The 20,336-nt window shown below is 45.2% G+C and carries 15 protein-coding genes; 10 read left to right on the top strand and 5 right to left on the bottom strand.

Annotated elements, in window-relative coordinates:
• Nucleotides 1-286 precede the first annotated feature (286 nt).
• Entirely contained in the window at nucleotides 287-2,599 is a 2,313-nt protein-coding gene (gene pnp / locus DW917_RS03420; protein WP_118116507.1) for a polyribonucleotide nucleotidyltransferase, read from the bottom strand.
• A 195-nt stretch (nucleotides 2,600-2,794) separates the two neighbouring features.
• Between pnp and DW917_RS03415 the strand changes: the two genes are divergently transcribed.
• The 9 genes from DW917_RS03415 to DW917_RS03375 all read left to right on the top strand — a co-directional run bounded on the left by DW917_RS03415 (nucleotide 2,795) and on the right by DW917_RS03375 (nucleotide 14,062).
• The gene (locus DW917_RS03415; RefSeq protein ID WP_118116504.1) at nucleotides 2,795-3,973 is read left to right on the top strand and encodes a TlpA disulfide reductase family protein; all 1,179 of its coding nucleotides are present in this window, start codon (nucleotides 2,795-2,797) and stop codon (nucleotides 3,971-3,973) included.
• 178 nt (nucleotides 3,974-4,151) lie between these two features.
• The gene (locus tag DW917_RS03410) at nucleotides 4,152-4,673 is read left to right on the top strand and encodes an NUDIX domain-containing protein (RefSeq protein ID WP_199545483.1); all 522 of its coding nucleotides are present in this window, start codon (nucleotides 4,152-4,154) and stop codon (nucleotides 4,671-4,673) included.
• A gap of 352 nt (nucleotides 4,674-5,025) precedes the next feature.
• A complete protein-coding gene (gene topA, locus DW917_RS03405; RefSeq protein ID WP_118116500.1) occupies nucleotides 5,026-7,353 on the top strand; it encodes a type I DNA topoisomerase in 2,328 nt (775 codons plus the stop codon).
• A 27-nt stretch (nucleotides 7,354-7,380) separates the two neighbouring features.
• Entirely contained in the window at nucleotides 7,381-7,908 is a 528-nt protein-coding gene (locus DW917_RS03400; RefSeq protein ID WP_022109807.1) for a shikimate kinase, read from the top strand.
• Between the two features lie 113 nt (nucleotides 7,909-8,021).
• Nucleotides 8,022-9,914: a biosynthetic arginine decarboxylase gene (speA, locus tag DW917_RS03395; protein ID WP_118116498.1), complete on the top strand. Its 1,893-nt coding sequence runs from the start codon at nucleotides 8,022-8,024 to the stop codon at nucleotides 9,912-9,914.
• 88 nt (nucleotides 9,915-10,002) lie between these two features.
• Nucleotides 10,003-10,773 carry an acetylglutamate kinase gene (argB, locus tag DW917_RS03390; RefSeq protein WP_118116496.1) on the top strand — a complete coding sequence of 257 codons (771 nt, stop codon included), beginning with the start codon at nucleotides 10,003-10,005 and terminating at the stop codon, nucleotides 10,771-10,773.
• A gap of 123 nt (nucleotides 10,774-10,896) precedes the next feature.
• Entirely contained in the window at nucleotides 10,897-11,409 is a 513-nt protein-coding gene (locus tag DW917_RS03385; RefSeq protein WP_022109804.1) for an RNA polymerase sigma factor, read from the top strand.
• Entirely contained in the window at nucleotides 11,399-11,899 is a 501-nt protein-coding gene (locus tag DW917_RS03380; RefSeq protein ID WP_022109803.1) for a hypothetical protein, read from the top strand. Before DW917_RS03385 ends, DW917_RS03380 begins: the two co-directional genes overlap by 11 nt.
• A gap of 486 nt (nucleotides 11,900-12,385) precedes the next feature.
• The gene (locus tag DW917_RS03375) at nucleotides 12,386-14,062 is read left to right on the top strand and encodes a glycoside hydrolase 43 family protein (RefSeq protein ID WP_118116494.1); all 1,677 of its coding nucleotides are present in this window, start codon (nucleotides 12,386-12,388) and stop codon (nucleotides 14,060-14,062) included.
• Nucleotides 14,063-14,335: 273 nt separating this feature from the next.
• Here DW917_RS03375 and DW917_RS03370 read toward each other — a convergent pair whose 3' ends face one another.
• From DW917_RS03370 to DW917_RS03360, 3 genes are all read right to left on the bottom strand, one after another.
• Nucleotides 14,336-15,541, bottom strand: coding sequence for a glycoside hydrolase family 88 protein (locus DW917_RS03370; protein ID WP_118116603.1), 1,206 nt, complete (start codon nucleotides 15,539-15,541; stop codon nucleotides 14,336-14,338).
• A gap of 171 nt (nucleotides 15,542-15,712) precedes the next feature.
• The gene (locus DW917_RS03365) at nucleotides 15,713-17,275 is read right to left on the bottom strand and encodes an ATP-binding protein (protein ID WP_118116492.1); all 1,563 of its coding nucleotides are present in this window, start codon (nucleotides 17,273-17,275) and stop codon (nucleotides 15,713-15,715) included.
• Between the two features lie 280 nt (nucleotides 17,276-17,555).
• Nucleotides 17,556-18,287, bottom strand: a complete 732-nt coding sequence (locus DW917_RS03360) for a porin family protein (RefSeq protein ID WP_118116490.1) — start codon at nucleotides 18,285-18,287, stop codon at nucleotides 17,556-17,558.
• A gap of 247 nt (nucleotides 18,288-18,534) precedes the next feature.
• On the opposite strand from DW917_RS03360, the gene DW917_RS03355 reads away from it, so the two are divergent.
• Nucleotides 18,535-19,929 (top strand): ATP-binding protein, encoded by a 1,395-nt coding sequence (locus DW917_RS03355; RefSeq protein ID WP_118116601.1) that lies wholly within the window; start codon nucleotides 18,535-18,537, stop codon nucleotides 19,927-19,929.
• Nucleotides 19,930-20,077: 148 nt separating this feature from the next.
• On the opposite strand, the gene DW917_RS17155 is transcribed toward DW917_RS03355, so the two are convergent.
• Entirely contained in the window at nucleotides 20,078-20,224 is a 147-nt protein-coding gene (locus tag DW917_RS17155) for a hypothetical protein (protein ID WP_158570064.1), read from the bottom strand.
• Between the last annotated feature and the right edge of the window lie 112 nt (nucleotides 20,225-20,336).

Here is a 20,336-nt window from a genome sequence, read left to right as displayed (position 1 = left end):
ATTAACAAATTCAATCAATAGGTTTGGTTGACAAATTTAGAGAAAAAAAACGAAAAAAGGTGTTGCATTCCTATGAATGCAACTATATTTTCGACGAAAAGGGGACAAATTCCTGATCATCTGCCCAATACTTCCCGATGACTTTCATTAAAACTTTTAAGGAAATTCCTTGTAGTTTTAAAAATAAAAGGTGTATCCCATTTGCTGAGATACACCTTATTATATATATATTCGAAATGATATATTCGAATCGGATGATGATTAACCCATCATTTTCTGAAGATGATTAATCATTGTTGTGGTCCAAAGAATCGTTGAAATCCTTAGGAGCCTGCTCATCGTTACGATGCTCGTAACGGCGTGGCTGACGAGCTGGACGCTCACCACGACCCTCATGACGGTCATCACGACGAGGGCGACGCTCACCACGCTCAGGACGTGGACGACGCTCACGCTCAACATAACCCTCTGGCTTCTCCATCAACACACGGTGAGAGAGCTTGTACTTGCCAGTCTTAGGATCAATCTCCATCAACTTCACCTTGATCTTGTCGCCTTCCTTGATGCCAGCCTCTTCAACTGTCTCAAGACGCTTCCAATCAATCTCAGAGATGTGGAGCAAACCATCCTTACCAGGGAGAATCTCTACGAAACAACCGTAAGGCATGATAGAACGAACAGTACCCTCGTAAACCTCACCAACCTCAGGAACAGCTACGATAGCCTTGATCTTACCCAAAGCAGCATCGATAGAATCCTTGTTAGGAGCAGATACCTGTACGTGACCCTTACCATCAGTCTCCTCGATAGTGATAGTAGCACCCGTATCCTCCTGCATCTGCTGGATAATCTTACCACCAGGGCCGATAACAGCACCGATGAACTCCTTAGGAATATCGAATGCTACGATACGTGGAACCTGTGGCTTCATCTCAGCACGTGGCTCAGAGATAGTCTCCATCATGCAGTTGAGGATGTGCTCACGACCAGCCTTAGCCTGCATCAAAGCCTCCTCAAGGATCTCGAAGCTCAAACCGTCACACTTGATATCCATCTGTGTAGCGGTCAAACCATCGCGGGTACCTGTGGTCTTGAAGTCCATATCACCCAAGTGGTCCTCATCACCGAGGATATCACTGAGGATAGCGTACTTGTCCTCACCAGGGTTCTTGATAAGACCCATAGCGATACCAGAAACTGGCTTCTTCATAGGAACACCTGCATCCATCAGGGCGAGTGTACCTGCACAAACAGTAGCCATAGAAGAAGAACCGTTAGACTCCAGGATCTGGCTTACCAAACGTACGGTGTAAGGGAAGTCTGTAGGAATCTGACCCTTCAAACCACGCCATGCCAAGTGACCGTGACCAATCTCACGACGGCCTACGCCGCGCTGAGCCTTAGCCTCACCTGTAGAGAATGGAGGGAAGTTATAGTGAAGGAGGAAGCGCTGGTAGCTCTTCTCGAGCACACCGTCGATCAGCTTCTCATCCATCTTTGTACCAAGAGTACATGTAGAGAGAGACATAGTCTCACCACGCTGGAAGATAGCGCTTCCGTGAGGCATTGGGAGTGGAGACACCTCGCACCAGATAGGGCGGATATCTGTAGTAGCACGACCATCAAGACGCAAGCCCTCATCGAGGATGCAACGACGCATAGCATCGCGCATTACGTCATCATAGTAGCGGGTAGCCTCAGCGTGCTTCTCCTCCAAGTCTTCCTCAGAGAGATCGGTATGAGCAGCGTCATACTTCTCAAGGAAGTCAGCCAAAACCTTGTCGAAAGCATCCTGACGAGCATGTTTCTCCAAAGCCTGGTGGTTGATATCGTAAGCTGGCTTGTAAAGCTCAGACTTGATCTGCTCACGGAGTTCCTCATCGTTGATCTCGTGGTCGTACTCACGCTTCACGTCAGTACCCTTCTCCTTAGCCAACTCATACTGGAGCTCGCACATAGGCTTGATAGCCTCGGCAGCAGCCTTGAGGGCACCGATCAGATCCTGCTCAGCAACTTCCTTCATCTCACCTTCCACCATCATGATGTTCTCCTTGGTAGCACCAACCATGATATCCATGTCAGCCTCTTCCATCTGCTGGAATGTAGGGTTAACAACATACTCACCATTGATACGAGCTACACGAACCTCAGAGATGTAGTGCTCGAAAGGAATATCTGAACAAGCCATGGCAGCTGAAGCAGCGAAACCTGCAAGGGCATCTGGCTGGTCAACACCATCGGCAGAGAGCAACATTACCTGTACATAAACTTCTGCATGGTAGTTAGAAGGGAAAAGTGGACGCAAAGCACGGTCCACAAGGCGAGAGGTAAGGATCTCCTCGTCGCTGGCTTTGCCTTCGCGCTTGGTGAAACCACCAGGGAAACGACCTGCAGCACTGTACTGCTCACGGTAATCTACTTGCAAAGGCATGAAATCTGTACCCGGAACTGCATCCTTTGCTGCACAAACAGTTGCGAGGAGCACTGTGTTACCCATGCGGAGAACCGCAGCACCATCAGCCTGTTTTGCAACTTTTCCGGTCTCAATTGTGATGGTTCTTCCATCAGGCAACTGAACACTTTTTGTAATTACGTTCATCTAAAATTTAAAAACTTATTGTTTTGTCTAACATCTAATATCTAAAACGCTGCAAAGATACCTTTTTAATTATTAATAAACGAATAAATGTGCAACTATTTTCTGCTTTTTTAAATATTTTATCTATCTAAGAGAGCTTATTCACAATTTTATTGCTACCTTTGCAGTCGATAATTTTGCAAAATACAGAAATTCATGAAAATAACCAGAATCTTTTCAGTGGCAGTGATCATGGTTGCTGCACTGGCTTTCACTTCTTGTCATAACAAGAAATTTCATATCAACGGCAACATTACTGAAGCCAAGGACTCCATGCTCTACCTGGAGAATATCGGTCTGAACGGTCCTGAGAAAATAGACTCGGTGAAGTTGGGCGAAGACGGTTCCTTCGCTTTCGAAGAAAATGCCATGGACTCTGTTTCTCCTGAGTTCTATCGCCTGCGTATTGCCAACCAGACCATCAACCTCTCTATTGACTCTACGGAAACCATCCTCGTAAAGGCTGCATACCCTACGATGGCTTACAAATACGAAGTGGAAGGTTCGGAGAACTGTTCTACCATCAAGGAACTGTCGCTCAAGCAGATGAACCTGCAGGCTACCATCAACAGTATCACCAAAAATCCAAACATGGGAGTTGACTCCATGAACGTGGCAATAGCTCAGGTGATCAACAGCTACAAGCAGGACATCAAGACCCAGTATATCTTCAAGGCTCCAATGAAGGCTTCTTCCTACTATGCTCTTTTCCAGACCATTCAGATAGGTGGCACCAACTCCCTGCTATTCAATCCACGCAACAACAAGGATGACATCAAGGTGTTTGCTGCCGTGGCTACCAGTTGGGATACTTACTATCCTAACGCTGAGCGTGGCAAGAACCTCCACAATATCGCCATCCAGGGCATGAAGGACGTTCGCATCATGGAAAACCAGATGGCAGAGCGACAGATTGATGCCAGCAAGGTGAGCGTAAATGGATGCATCAACCTCTCGCTGACAGACAACAAGGGTGTGGTACGCAATCTTACCGACCTCAAGGGCAAGGTAGTGTTGCTCGACTTCCATCTCTTTGCCAACAGAGAGAGCACCAAACGTATCATGATGCTGCGCGACCTTTACAACAAGTATCATGCTGCAGGTCTGGAGATTTATCAGGTATCCGTAGATCCAGACGAGCATTTCTGGAAGACTTCTACTGCCGGAATCCCTTGGATTTGCGTGCGCGACGAAGATGGCGTTCAGGGACAAAGCCTGGCAAGCTATAATGTGCAGAGCATCCCTACCTTCTTCCTGATAGACCGCAACAATACCTTGCAGGCTCGCGATGCACAGATCAAGGACATCGATGCAGCTATCAAGAGTCTTCTGTAAGACCTTCAAGGGTCTTCTATAAGAAAAGGTTTCTAACTAACTTACTCTATCAACATTCATCAACATGGACAGATAAAACCATTAAAATTATAAACTTAATACACTAAAAAATGAACAAGAAATTCTTTTCTTTAAATGACAAATGACAAATGAGAAATTTCTAATTTCTAATTAAATTATGCACGTTTTAGACAAATTTCAGTATTGTCCGATATGCGGTTCTCCGCATTTCGAGATCAACAACATCAAAAGCAAGAAATGCAAAGATTGCGGTTTCAGTTATTACCTCAATGCCAGCAGCGCCACAGTTGCCCTCATCGTCAATGAGAAGGATGAACTCTTAGTTGTCCGCCGTAAGAATGACCCAGGCAAAGACATGCTCGACATGCCAGGCGGTTTTGTCGATATGGACGAGACGGCTGAGGAGGCTATGGCACGCGAGGTAAAAGAAGAGACGGGTCTGGAAGCTACGGAAGTCAGCTATCAGTTCAGCTATCCCAACACCTATCTTTATTCCGGCTTCTTAGTTCATACGCTCGATATGTTTTTCAAGGTGAAGGTCAAGGACTTATCTCATATAGAAGCCATGGATGATGCAGCCGCCTACTACTGGATTCCATTCTCAGAAATAGATATAGACAAGTTTGCTTTTGATTCCATCAAAAAGGGACTTACCAGATTCCTAAGGGATCTTCGTTAAGCCACAGATAAATCTTCGTTCCATGAGGGTGTGTCATAAGCCAAATCCCTATACGCATAAAAAGTCCCACAGATTTCACAGATTACACAGATTTTTTTTGCTTCAAAAAGATTTGTATAATCTGTGAATCTGCTCCTTTCATCTGCTTTTTGCAGCAACGCATGGTGAGCCTCATCAGTCCTCCCCGTTTTACATCACTCCATCTGTATTTTGCAAATGTAGTGAATTTCGCTCTGTCAAACCATCTTTTTTCTCGCAAAACATTTAAAAAACTAAAAAAAAACACTATATAATAAGGTATAAGCAAAAAGTTTATTTACTTTTGCAACCAAAAGTAATTGTGTAGAAGCTTATGCAAGAAAATTTAGTAATCGTCGAGAGCCCTGCAAAGGCAAAGAAAATCGAAGAGTTTTTAGGTAAAGACTATAAGGTGATGTCTTCTTACGGTCACATTCGTGACCTGAAAAAGAAGGAACTTAGTATAAACGAGCAAACCATGGAACCAGACTACGAGATTCCTGATGAAAAGAAAAAGCTCGTTACAGAATTGAAAGCAACTGCGAAGAAAGCCAAGAAGATCTGGTTGGCTTCCGATGAGGACCGCGAGGGAGAAGCCATCAGCTGGCACCTTTGCGAAGTTCTCGGATTGGATGAAGAGAAGACAAGCCGTATCGTCTTCCACGAAATTACAAAACCGGCTATCTTGGATGCTATTCAGCACCCACGCCACTTGGACATGAACTTAGTGAATGCCCAACAGGCTCGCCGTGTCCTCGACCGACTGGTGGGTTTCAAGCTTTCTCCAGTACTTTGGCGCAAGGTGAAACCTGCTCTCTCTGCTGGTCGCGTACAGAGCGTAGCCGTCAGACTCATCGTAGAACGTGAGCGCGAAATCCAGAAGTTCAAGAGCGAATCTTACTACCGCGTTTCCGCCATCTTCGCATTGATCAACGAAAACGGAAATGCTACGGAAGTGAAGGCTGAACTGGACAAGCGTTTCAAAACACATGAGGAAGTAGAGGCTTTTCTAGAAAAATGCAAGGATGCCAAGTTTACAGTAGAAGCTGTCAACAAGAAACCTCTGAAGCGCACACCAGCCCCTCCTTTCACAACCTCTACCCTACAGCAGGAGGCTGCCAGAAAGTTGGGATTCACCGTGAGCCAGACCATGATGATTGCCCAGAAATTGTACGAAAGCGGACGCATCACCTACATGCGTACCGATAGCGTCAACCTCTCCACCCTCTGCACCAATGCCAGCAAGGATGAAATCATCAAGGTATATGGAAGCGAATACAGCCAGCCACGCGCCTACCACACCCATTCCAAGGGAGCACAGGAAGCGCACGAGGCTATCCGCCCTACCTATATGAATGAGACTTCTATCGATGGAACCAGTCAGGAGAAACGACTCTATGAACTGATCTGGAAACGCACCATCGCCTCTCAGATGGCTGATGCGCAGATAGAGAAAACAACGATCAACATTCATATCGACAATGCTGAGGAGAAATTCGTTGCCAATGGTGAAGTCATCACCTTCGACGGATTCATCAAGGTTTACCGCGAGTCAACTGATGATGAAGATGGTACAGAAGATGCAACACACATCCTCCCTGCCATGAAGGTAGGAGACGAACTGCAGCGCCGCGAAATCACCGCTACAGAGAAATTCTCGGCAGCACCTCTGAGATATACCGAGGCCAGTCTGGTAAAAAAACTCGAAGACTTAGGAATCGGCCGTCCTTCTACCTATGCGCCAACCATCAGCACCATCCAGCAACGTGAATACGTGCAGAAGGGCGACAAGAAGGGCGTTGAGCGTTCCTATACCATCGATTCGCTGAAGGGAATCAAGGTGACACAGAGAGTGAAGAAGGAAATAGCAGGCAACGAAAAGGGAAAACTGCTGCCTACAGATATCGGAATCGTTGTCAACGACTTCCTGATGGAAAACTTCCCTGGCATCATGGACTACAACTTCACAGCCAATGTGGAACAGAAGTTTGATGACATTGCCGAAGGAAAGACCGAATGGAACAAGTGGATGAAGACATTCGACAAGGACTTCGAGCCGGAAGTAAGCAAGGTGATGAATGCCCGCAGCGAGCACAAGGCTGGCGAAAGAGAATTGGGAACAGATCCTAAGACAGGCAAACCGGTATTCGTCAAGATAGGCCGATTTGGTCCTGTGGCACAGATCGGTTCTGCCGAAGACAAGGACAAGCCACTCTTTGCCCAGCTCCCTTCCAACCTGAGTATCGAAACCATTACGCTGGAAGAGGCACTGGAACTTTTCAAGCTTCCTCGCGAACTCGGAGAGTTTGAGGGCACCAAGGTGAGCGTAGGTACAGGTCGCTTCGGTCCATACGTGCAGCACAATCGCAAGTATGTTTCCATTCCTAAGGGAGAAGATCCGATGACCATCACTCTCGACAGAGCCATCGAACTCATTCAGGAGAAGAGAGAGACTGAGCAGAAACGTCACCTCAAGAGCTTCGCCGAAGATGAGAAGCTGGAACTTCTGAACGGAAAATATGGTCCTTACATCGCCTACGATGGTAAGAACTACCGACTCCCAAAGAACAAGATGGAGAATGTAGAAGCACTCACCTATGAAGAGTGCATGACCATCATCAAGGAAGCACCGGAGCCAAAAACGGCACGTCGCAGGAAATAAAAACGCAGATAGAACAACAAGAGAGAAATGAAATCAATCATCATCATAGGATATATGGGCGCCGGCAAAACAACTGTCGGCAAAGCCCTTGCCAAGGAACTCGGCGTCATGTTTTATGACCTGGATTGGTATATAGAAAGCAGGATGCGCAAGACCGTGAAGCAAATCTTCGACGAAATGGGAGAAGAGGGATTCCGACAGATAGAGCACAACATGCTGCACGAAGTGGCTGAGTTTGAGAATGTTATCGTCAGTTGCGGTGGAGGCACACCTTGCTTCTTCGACAACATAGACTATATGAACCAATGCGGAGAAACCGTCTATCTGAAGGCATCCGCAGAAACACTTTACGAACATCTGAAGATGGGCAAAGGAGTACGCCCTCTGCTGCTCAACAAGACACCAGAGGAGGTTCAGGTATTCATCAGAGAACAGCTCAAGCAGCGCGAGCCTTTCTACAGCAAAGCAAAGCATATATTCGACATCAGCGTGATGGATGATTTCGATAAAATCAATGATACCGTCCAGCAGTTACGCAAGCAGTTGGGCATTTAAAAAAGAATGAGCAGTAAAGGTAAGCACCCGCAGAAAAAGGTAGCTTACCTTTATCACGTCAATATCAAAACAACATTTATAATACAGACTAATAGCAAGAACAAGAACAGAAAATGAAGAAATGGACTATTGAAGACTCGAAGGAGCTCTACAACATCAGCGGTTGGGGCACTTCTTACTTTGGCATCAACGAAAAGGGTGATGTCTATGTAACTCCATGCAAGGACAATACGCAGATAGACCTGCGCGACATCATGGACGAGTTGGCTTTACGGGACATCAACGCTCCTGTATTGCTCCGTTTCCCAGACATCCTCGACAACCGCATTGAGAAGACAGCCAGCTGTTTTCAGAAAGCCAAGGAAGAGTATGGATACAAGGGAGAAAACTTTGTCATCTATCCTATCAAAGTAAACCAGATGCAGCCTGTCGTGGAGGAAATCATCTCTCACGGTAAGAAGTTCAACCTCGGACTGGAGGCGGGTTCCAAACCAGAACTTCATGCTGTCATTGCCGTGCAGGCTCAGAGCGACTCGCTCATCATCTGCAACGGTTACAAGGACGAGAGTTATATCGAACTTGCCTTGCTGGCACAGAAGATGGGCAAGCGCATCTTCATCGTGGTGGAGAAACTCAACGAGCTGGACATCATCGCCAAGGTGGCTAACAAGCTCAATGTAAAACCCAACATCGGTATCCGCATCAAGCTCGCTTCTTCAGGCTCTGGCAAATGGGCTGAGAGTGGTGGCGATGCATCGAAGTTCGGTTTGACAAGTGCCGAACTCCTTACCGCCCTCAACAAGATAGAGGAGATGGGCTTCCACGACTGCCTGCGCCTCATCCACTTCCACATCGGAAGCCAGATTACCAAGATCCGCCGCATCCAGACTGCCCTCCGCGAAGCTGCACAGTTCTATATCAACCTCCACAAGATGGGCTACAATGTAGATTTCGTAGATTGTGGTGGTGGTCTTGGCGTGGATTACGACGGCACCCGCTCTTCCAGCAGCGAAAGTTCCGTGAACTACTCCATCCAGGAATACGTGAACGACTGCGTCTATACCTTCGTGGATGCAGCCAACAAGAATAATATCGAGCATCCTAACCTCATCACCGAGAGTGGCCGTTCGCTTTCAGCCCACCACTCCGTATTGGTCATCGACGTATTGGAGACCGCTTCCCTGCCGGAAATGCCAGAGGAGTTTGAGGCAAAGGAAACCGACCACCAGTTGGTCAAGGACCTGTATGAGATATGGGACAATCTGAATCCACGCAACATGCTGGAAGACTGGCATGATGCAGAGCAGATACGTGAAGAGGCATTGCAGCTCTTCTCTCACGGCATCGTAGATCTGAAGACCCGTGCAGAGATTGAGGCGATGTACTGGAGCGTGTGCCACGAGATCAACAACCTTGCCAAGCACATGAAGCATGTGCCTGAGGAGCTCAGAGGATTGGACAAGATTCTTGCAGACAAGTATTTCTGCAACTTCTCCCTGTTCCAGAGCCTGCCAGACAGTTGGGCAATCGACCAGCTCTTCCCTATCATGCCAATCCAGCGCCTGGACGAGCGTCCAACCCGTAATGCCACCTTGCAGGACATCACCTGCGACAGCGACGGAAAGATAGCGAATTTCGTGACCGACGGACATATCGGCAATGTTCTCCCTCTCCATCCATTGAAGAAGAATGAGCCATACTATCTCGGTGTGTTCCTCGTAGGAGCTTATCAGGAAATCTTGGGTGACATGCACAATCTCTTCGGCGACACCAATGCAGCCCACATCTCTGTGAAGGACGGCAAGTACTGCATCGACCAGATATTCGACGGCGAGACCGTAGAGGAGGTTTTGGACTACGTACAGTACAATCCTAAGAAACTCGTCCGTCAGTTGGAGCAGTGGGTGACCAAGAGTGTGAAGGAAGGCAAGATTTCGCTCGATGAAGGCAAGGAATTCTTGGGCACCTATCGCAATGGTCTCTTCGGATACACTTATCTTCAGTAAGTGAAGAGTGAAGAACGAAGTGTGAAGAGTGAAGAATTCAATTGCTTTTCTATTAAACATTAAACACTACACATTAAACATTATAACAATGGAAAAAGTAACAGTAGTAAAGGTAGGCGGTGCCATTGTAGAAGACAGCGAGCAGTTGGCACAGCTCCTGAAGGATTTCGCAGCCATTCCTGGCAAGAAGGTATTGGTGCATGGCGGTGGTCGCCGTGCCACTAAGGTAGCTGCAGCCCTTGGCATCGAGAGCAAGATGGTGAACGGTCGCCGTATCACCGATGCAGACATGCTGGAAGTGGTGACCATGGTTTATGGTGGACTGGTCAACAAAAACCTGGTGGCAAAACTCCAGGCAAACGGTGTGAATGCATTAGGTCTGACAGGAGCCGATATGGATGTCATCCACAGTCATAAGCGCCCATTGAAGGACGGTATCGACTTCGGCTTTGTAGGCGATGTGGAACGTGCCAACGGCAAGATGCTCCAGACATTGCTGGAAGAAGGCATCACCCCAGTAATGGCTCCGCTGACCCATGACGGCAAGGGCAATATCCTCAATACCAATGCCGACACCATCGCCAGCGAGACCGCCAAGGCACTGGCACCTTACTACGATGTTACATTGATATACAGTTTTGAAAAGAAAGGCGTGCTCAGCAATCCAGACGATGACGATAGCGTGATTCCTGTGATTACCCATGCCGATTTTGAGAGATACAAAGCAGACGGAACCGTAGCAGGTGGCATGATTCCAAAATTGGAGAATGCACTCGCAGCCATCGATGCAGGAGTAAAGGAAGTGATTATCACCCTCGCTACTGCCATTGACGGAAAGCACGGAACGGTGATTAAGTAAAGAGTGAAGAACGAAGAGTGAAGAATTCATTTGCCCTTCATTTCTTAACAAGAGTTAAAAATAGAAATAATTTAAGATTGGTTGTAACTTTCTTATAACATAGTCGTCATTGATAATAGAGGGATGAAAGAAATCAGTTTCCGAAACGATGTTTTGCCACTGAAGAATAAACTCTTCAGACTGGCTCTGCGCATTACTCTCAACAGAGAGGAAGCAGAAGATGTCGTGCAGGATACAATGATTAAAGTCTGGAACGCCCGCGAAAGATGGCAGGATTTGGAATCCATCGAGGCATTCAGCCTAACCATCGCCCGCAATCTCTCGCTCGATCGCATCAAGAAGAAAGAAAATCAGAATGATTCGATAGAAAACGAGAAGATAGAGCAGCCAGACACCGCTTCTACCCCATCCGAGCGAATGATTCAGAAAGACAAGCTGGACATCGTGAGGAAAATGATAGACGAGCTGCCAGAGAAACAGCGCTCCTGCCTGCAACTGAGAGATATCGAAGGAAAAGCATACAGGGAAATAGCTGAAATCCTGGAAATAACCGAGGAACAAGTAAAAGTAAATATCTTCAGAGCTCGTCAGACAGTAAAACAAAGATTTCAACAATTCGACAGATATGGATTATAAGTACATCAACCAACTTTTGGAACGCTACTGGAAGTGCGAGACCTCTTTGGAAGAAGAGAACATCCTCCGCACATTCTTCAGCCAGGATGAACTTCCTGCCGAGCTGGAGCCGTATAAGTCTCTCTTTGCCTATGAGTTGAGCGAGACCAAGAACGAGGCTTTGGGAGAGGAGTTCGACCAGAAGATGATGGCTATGATCGAAGACGAATACACCAAGGAGCCTAACAAGGCAAAGGTTGTATCGCTGACAGAGCGCCTGAAGCCATTATTCAAGGCTGCCGCTGTCGTAGCCATCTTCCTCACTTTGGGCAATGCTGCTCAGGTTCCATTCCAGGAAGATTCTCAGAATGTTGAAAACGTGGGAGTTATCAAGGCGACAAGAGGCGCTTCTGTTGCATTGAGTGGAGATTCTGCAAAAGTAGATTCCATGCAGCACACCAGCATCGACAAAATGACTGTTGATCAAGCCTCTCCCACCATATTAAAGTAGTAATTTCTATGCTTTCTCTATATAAAAAGAATCATGTTTAGTAAAACAATTCGAAACTGTGAAGTTTCATTTCTCTCAAATTTTTCATAACATACTAACGTAATAGGGCTGCCAGAATATTCTGGCAGCCCAACTTATTTTTATTCGTTTCTCACAGGTTGCACAACATATCCTTAGCTACCATTTTCGAGTCATCCACTCCTTTATGAACTAAAGGTTGGTTGAATACTTAGTTGTAGAGATGATGAATGAGGTTTCTTAGACTTATTTAATCAGGGATACGGCATGAGCGCTATAGTCGTACAACATATTCCCACTTGTGAGAAAGCAAGAGCAGGCATCAAAAGAAGCAAAATTGCACTGAGTTTAGTGCAATTCTTTATAAAAAGTGCACTGAACTCAGTGCAATTTCATAAAATAAATCACGTTTCTTTCATAAGTAAGAGCCCGCCATTATCCGTACTATTATTAATAGGAGAAAAGGATATGAATAAGAAACTGACATCATGGCTCTTTTCGGGCTTCTTACTTGCTGTACCCTTGTCACTCCAAGCCCAGTATCATTCACAGGTTTGGAATCCCGACAATGGCAACGGCACTTATACTAATCCCGTGATTTATGCCGACTATAGCGACCCGGATGTGGTGGCTGTAGGCGATGATTATTATCTCACGGCAAGTTCGTTCAACTGCATTCCCGATCTGCCTATCCTTCATAGCAAGGATCTGGTGAACTGGGAAATCATCGGCTATGCCCTGCAGGAACAGGAACCCAAGGAACTCTTCGACAAGCCTCAGCATGGCAAGGGTGTTTGGGCTCCAGCCATCCGCTACCACAATGGAGAGTTCTATATCTATTGGGGTGACCCCGACCACGGCATCTTCATGGTAAAGACCAAGGACCCATGCGGTACTTGGGAGAAACCCGTCTGCGTTATAGCAGGAATAGGCATGATTGACCCTTGTCCGCTCTGGGATGAGGACGGCAGATGCTATCTCGTGAACGGATGGGCAGGAAGCCGTTCTGGATTCAACTCTGTACTCACCATTAGAGAACTTTCAGCAGATGGCACGAAAGTGATAGGAAAACCACGCATCGTATTTGATGGAGGACAGAAAAACCATACTACTGAAGGTCCGAAATTCTATAAGCGTGACGGCTACTACTGGATTATGTGCCCTGCAGGAGGCGTACAAATGGGCTGGCAACTCGCCATGAGAAGCAAGAACGTATATGGTCCATACGAGGCGAAGATGGTGATGGCGCAAGGCAAGACGAAGATTAACGGTCCGCACCAAGGCGCATGGGTTCATACATCGCAGGGAGAAGACTGGTTCTTGCATTTCAATGACAAGTATGCCTACGGTCGTGTCATCTTCCTGCAACCCGTGAATTGGAAGACAGGATGGCCTGTCATGGGACAAGACAAGGACGGCGATGGATGCGGCGAACCTTATCTTACTTATCGCATGCCAAAGTCAACCTCTCATACGAAAGTGAATCCACAGGAATCAGACGAATTCAACAGTACAGAATTAGGATTGCAGTGGCAATGGCACGCCAACTACAACCAACTTTGGGGAATGCCAACCAACAATGGTTGCATGCGCCTCTATACGGCTGATCTTACGGCTACTGACAAAGCGGGCAAGCCACAGCCATTCAAGAGCCTTTGGGAAGCAGGCAATCTCCTGTTGCAGAAGACCCCAGCCGAGAACTTTACAGCCACAGCAAAAATCCGTTTTGCATCAAAAGAAGACGATCAGTATGGCGGCATTATCATGATGGGCATGAACTATCAGGCATTGGTGGTACGAAGAATGGGTGATAAGTTCCTATTGCAACAGCTCTACTGCAAGGGCGCAGATACAGGTGGTATAGAGACAGAGAAGACCCTCGCCACCTTGAAGCCAACAGAGATGGACACCATTCCATACTCCCCAGCCATCTATCTCGACATCTATCTCCAGATGAAAGTCAAGGCAGGGAGATGCCAGTTTGCCTACAGTTTAGACGGCAAGCGCTACAAGGATGCAGGCGATCTCTTCATGATGCGAGCAGGCAAGTGGATAGGAGCCAAGATGGGATTCGTGAGTGAGCGCAAGAACACCCTGGGTAATCGAGGCTGGATAGATGCAGACTGGTTTAGAGTTACAAAATAAATTTATATTTACCGCACAAATGGGCATGGGAAAGAAAGTCTTGCAGAAAGCCTCCCATACCCCACTTTCATTTTTCCCTCGGCAAGAAAAAATTTTTCTCTGCCCAGGGAAAAAATTTTCTCTCGGGATTTATCTATGCTTTAGCAACAAGAAAAAACAGTCAACAGATTTGACAAAACCTATTGACTGTTCTGGTTGTCATCCTTTGACAATCTACAAAACCAAACTAAATAATTTTAATATATAAACCTAAACCTTAGCTACAAGTCTCAATCATTTCAATGCCTTTGCCCTCATCAATGCCTCCAGATAATAGTAGTCGGCATAGATGATACTGGCATCAATCTCACTTCCTGCAGGATGATGACCTGTACTGTGCATGAGGAAAGCTACATTCTTCTTGCCACTCTGGTATCGGTCTGTACTCAACTGAGCCAAAGACTGCAAGGCAAACAGCTTATATTCCTCACCTTTCTCACCTCCCACATACTGCTGGAGTTCCAACAAGGCATCTGCCACAACACAAGCAGCACTGGCGTCCTTAGGAGCGCCACCTTTCACCCCACGTGGACCATCCATATCCCAGAGAGGAACGAGATCGTCGCTCGTTTCCTTCAATCGCTTGATATAGATATCGGTCACTTTCTGAGCGAAGTCCAGGAATACCCTGTTGTGCGTATAGCGATAAACCATCGTATAGCCGTAGATGGCCCAGCTCTGTCCTCTTGCCCACATCGAATAGTCAGCATAGCCCTGATGGGTCACACCTTTGATGAGATCGCCATTGATGGTATCATATACTGCCACATGATAGCAGCTACCATCCGGGCGGAAGTGATTCTTCATCGTGGTCTTGGCATGAGTCACCGCCAAATCGTAGAGCAGTTTGTTGCCTCCGTTCTTGGCAGCCCAGAACATCATGTCGAGATTCATCATATTGTCCATGATGGTATTGTGAGGCCAGTTGCGGGGTTTCACCTCTCTCGGCCAGCTCAATATCGTACCTACGACAGGATTGAAAAGCGTAGCGAGTGAATCAGCAGAAGCGAGAATCACATCTTTATATTCCTGAGAATGATTTACCTCATATCCCTTGCCGTAGGAGCAGAATATCAGAAAGCCGATGTCATGGTCGTAGCAAGGACGGTAAGCAATACCCTTCAAAGATTCCGTATAGCCCTCAGCAGCCTTGCGTACAGCCTCATCCCCAGTGTTCTGATAATCCATCCAGAGAATGCCCGGCCAGAATCCGTCGCACCACTCCTCAGAAGTTGCCTTGCGGCAGTTCCATCCCTTCTGTCTGTCGCCCTTCAGGATATTGCGCGGTTCCATCGAGAAGTCATAACTGCCATCCTTCTGGCGCAATTCATCCAGGGCTCTACCCACTTGCTTGTGGCAATATTCTAATTGCTTATCCACATCAAGCACCCACATCTTGTCTGCCGCAGAGTTCTTATCCGAAGCCTGATGATTTGCCATTCCCGCTTGCGAGAAGGCAAGAGCAGACATCAAAAAAAGTATTCTTCCTATTTTCATCGTTATTGTTTATTATTAATACGAATCAAATAAGAAGAATACTTATTAACAAATTCTTTTGGATGCAATAAATGATTGATTTTCCCTGCAAGACGACAGAAACGGGCATATATCCTATTCAATCACCCAGTCCAAAGTGCTAACCTCCTCGGTAATGGTATAGTTGATACCAATCTTTATCACAGGCTTACCTTTCAAGGCAAAGGCATCGGCATAATGCTTGTCTTTGATTTGTTGCAAAGCCTCTTCTGCAGTCTTATTGAACTTCAGTTCTATCACATAGATGGTATCATGAGTTTCCATCGTGAGATCGGTTCTGCCTTTAGCAGTATGTTGCTCTACGAGAATACAGAAGTTGGTGAGCAAGGCGAAGATGATGTACATCATTTGCTGATAATGCCCCTCGTAATTAGTGTTGTCGCAATAAGGAACGGTTTCCAAGAAAGTCTTGAGCAGCAGCAAGGCTTCATCCATTTTGCCTTGATTGATGAGTTTAGACATCTTGGCAATAGTCGTATTTCCCATTACTGACATTCTATTCAGATAATGAGGAAGGAGACTTCTGAACAAACCTATGTGAATTTCCTTGTTAGGGAGTGCCAAGGTGTAAAGTTCCGTATCCTCGTCATAGTCTTTGATGGTAATATAACCGCTCTGGTAAAGCAATGGCATAATGGTGGTCATGGTTTCTGTAGCTGCATCAAAGTCATCCTTTCCAGCTTCCATCTTTTCTCCTAAGTTGATAGGAGTAAAAGCATACTTACGCATCATGTTGAGCAGATAAGTTGGTGTTCCTGAACCGAACCAGTAGGCATTGAATTTTCCTTCGGCAAAACAATTCAACAGGCTGAATGGATTGAAGACATCTGGTGAAGGCCACGTAAAGTGATAACCATCATAGTTCGATTTCAATCTATCTACAGTTTTCTCATAGGAAATCCTATTCTTTTCTGCAAGGCGATTAATGTCATCACTCATCAGAGTCAACAACTCATCCTTTGTAATACCACAGATTCCAGCATACTGTTCTTGCATACTGACATTGGTAATATTGTTCAATTCACTGAAGATGCTGAGTTGTGAGAACTTAGTGATACCTGTGAGGAAGACAAAACGTAGCATTTTCTCGCAACCTTTCAATGGACTGTAGAAATTACGCATGATATCACGCAAGGCATCTAACTGGGTATCTTCATGCGCCACATCAAGCAAAGGGGCATCATACTCATCAATAAGAACGACCACTTGTTTTCCGGTTTGCTCAAAGATAGTCTGCATCAAGTTCGCAAAGCGCACATTTGGGTCTGGCAAATGGGATTCCACCCCATACCGCTTCTCGTTATTTTCGATAATGAAGAGGAGGTATCTTTTTAATTGTTCTATATCCATGTGCTTACCAAGGCTCATGTCAAAGTGTAGCACAGGATATTCTTTCCATTCTTTCTCCAGTTTCTCAATGGCAAGTCCTTCAAACAATTCCTTTTTACCCTCAAAATAACTTTCGAAGGTAGAAACGAGAAGCGACTTACCAAAACGACGTGGACGGCTGAGGAAGAAATATGTTCCATCAGTATGGGTCATACGATATACATATTCCGTCTTATCCACATAGAACTTGTCTTCTTTGCGGATGCGTTCAAAGGTCTGTATGCCTATAGGATATAATTTTCTTGCCATAATCTCTTGCTTTACTTAATGCGATGGCAAAGATAAGCATTTTTCTTGAAAGTAACAAGTCTATATGGATTATTTACAATTGGAATTCCCTATTGCGGTCATTTTAGTTCCTACTATAGGCGAGGCTTGGTCGCTAATATCCTATCATACATTTTCTTATTATATTCCGCCACAAATAATAAAAATAAACGATTTGGCGGTTTTCATAGGTATGAAAACCGCCAAATTATAACATATTGTATATTCTACGGCTGGATATAGCATAAACATTGCCATACCTTTACAGCGTAAAACGATAGCCCACAGAAACCGTAAAGGCATTCGTCTTAGACTGGCTTGGCATATTGGCCATCTTATCCACCTTGCTCAATCCTAACTGATATCTCGCATCCAATATCACATTCTGATACTCGTAAGCCACGCCAATCGGAATAGCAACATCACATTTCTTAGCTGGCCATTTCTCATCAAAGGATTCTTTCTCCTCATACACCGAATGACCGGAATTATCAATCGTAATTTCCGAAGAATCCCCCTTATATTTAGCATCACCCAAGAGGAAGCCAGCCTGTACGCCCAGCAGCAAAGCCAACTGGCGTGTGACGTAGGCCTTCACCATCAGAGGCACTTGAATATAGTTCAGGTCCACGTGCTGGTTGTTATACCCCGTCAGCACCGTCTTGCCATTGTCCTTACTTTCCGTCTGATAACTTGGCCATCGGAAGCCCTGTTTGGCATAATAAACTCCCAAGCTGATGCCCACCTGTTCAGTAGCCCGATATTCGAAATCAACACCGCCCATAAATCCAGCTTGATATTTGGATTTCATATAGTCAGCATTTTCTTCAGTCGTGAAATAGATTTTATTATTACTCCAATTAGAGAGCACCACACCAATGCGAGGGATAACAGATATTTTCCCCACAGGATTTTCTACATCTTGCGCCACGGCTGTCATTACAGAAAGCACCATCAAGGCGACTGCCATCATATACTTTTTCATACTATTCATATTTTGAGAATGATTATATAAGAAAAACGGCACAATTCCATAAATATTGCATCAAGAATCTGCAATTTTTCTTATGACGCATTCCCCATATTTCTTAAGTTTCTTATTCGTTATGCAAACGAAGCTGATTATCCAAGCAAGTAACTTTAGTTAAAGTTCAATAATAAATATCACTTTAATTATCAGACATTTGGAAATATCTTTGAAAAAGATTATCTTTGTGCAAGATATTTCTAACGCAAAGCTTATGGAATTTAAGAAACTCATAGATAGAGGGGCAGAATTAGAGCGAATGAATGAAGCCCTTCATAGAGAAGATACTCAGTTTATCGTCATTTATGGTAGGCGTAGAATCGGTAAGTCAGAGCTTATCAAACGCATCGTCAAAGCACGGCATAAGGCGATTTACTTTTTGAGCGACACTTCGTCAGAGACTGTTCAACGTGTAGCTTTTTCCAAAGTTGCAGCTTCTGTAATAGATGGTTTTGACAAAGTGATTTACCCAGATTGGGAAACTTTGTTTAGAAGTTTCAACAATCAGCTCTCTGAGCGTATGTTGGTCTGCTTGGATGAGTTCCCTTATTTGGTGAAAAGTTGTGATGTACTTCCCTCCATCATTCAGAAACTTCTGAATGAGAAAATATTGAAGTTTGATTTGGTATTGTGTGGCTCTTCTCAGCAGTTGATGCATGGGTATGTACTCAACCGACAGTCGCCCCTCTATGGTCTTGCCAATGAAATTATGAAGATGCAGCCTATTCCTGCCCAATATATGAGTATGGCTATGGAATGTGATGCTGTGCAAGCCGTGGAGGAATATGCTATTTGGGGAGGAGTGCCTCGTTATTGGGAATTGCGTAGGGATTATCCTGATAAGGAAACGGCCATTCGTAAGGTATTGCTTGATCCGCAGGGACCTTTGATAGAAGAACCTCAACGCCTACTTCGTGATGATATGAGAGATACAGTGCAGGCATCTACTTTGTTGACTATTATAGGCAATGGTGCCAACAAATTGTCTGAAATTGCAAATAGGGCAGGTAAAGATAGCAGCACGATTTCTGAACCTTTAAGCAAGTTGCGAGAACTTGGCTATGTTAGTCGAGAGGTTCCTTTTGGTGAGAGTCCTAAGAAAAGTAAGAAGGGAATTTATCATATCAATGATTCTCTTTTACGTTTTCACTATCAGTTTATTGTGCCTTATCGTTCTATTTTGGAATTAGGAAGAATGGATATGGTGATGCAAGTGGTTCTATCTCAACTTCCACAATTTATAGGTCAATGCTGGGAATTACTTTGTCGTGAATATGTTAGTGGAAATATTATAGATGGCATAGCCTACAATGTCGCATCTCGTTGGTGGGGTAAGATATTTCCGCCAGAAAATAAGGATGGAAAGATGGTTGAGTTGGATGTTGTGGCAGAGTCTATTGATAAGAAGCATATCTTGGTAGGAGAATGTAAATGGACGCACGATGAAGATGCCGACAGGCTCATGAATGTTTTGGAGCAGAAAGCTAAGTACTTGCCTTTTATTAAGAAAGGGCAGGAAATTCATCTTGTGCTATTCTTAAAGGAGCCTCCAACTCATTGTGCTAAGGATATGCGAGTATTCCTGCCAAGTGATGTTATGAAGGTTTAGTTGGAGTAAAAATAATGATTCAACCAGCAATTCTACCACAAGTATTCCCTTGCTCACGAGATGAAATCGCCTTTATAATGGCTTGGCTATACAACAAGAACAATCCCTATAGCGATGATAAACCATTGCTATAGGGATTGCTTAAAAATTAGCTTGCCGCATCCATCACCTTCTTTCGGCTGCGGAATACATCGATGTAATAACCGCCCTTATCGCTGGTCTTCACGATGGCGGTAGTACGCTGCTGCTCTGCCTGAGTTTCTGGTTCAAGGAAGCTTACAGTAGCATAGGTCATCTGTCCTTTTGTTTTACTAATAATACTATTGGGAAGGAGGAAATACGTAGCCTTTTATAGAGTTCTTAATTGTGTCTTGTCCTAGAAAAAGTTGACACAGTATAAATCAACT

Origin of the sequence: Prevotella sp. AM42-24 (genome assembly GCF_003461825.1) — a bacterium.
GTDB classification, from domain to species: domain Bacteria; phylum Bacteroidota; class Bacteroidia; order Bacteroidales; family Bacteroidaceae; genus Prevotella; species Prevotella hominis.
Note: the sequence above shows the minus strand (reverse complement) of the source record. Positions and strands in the feature narration are given on the sequence as shown.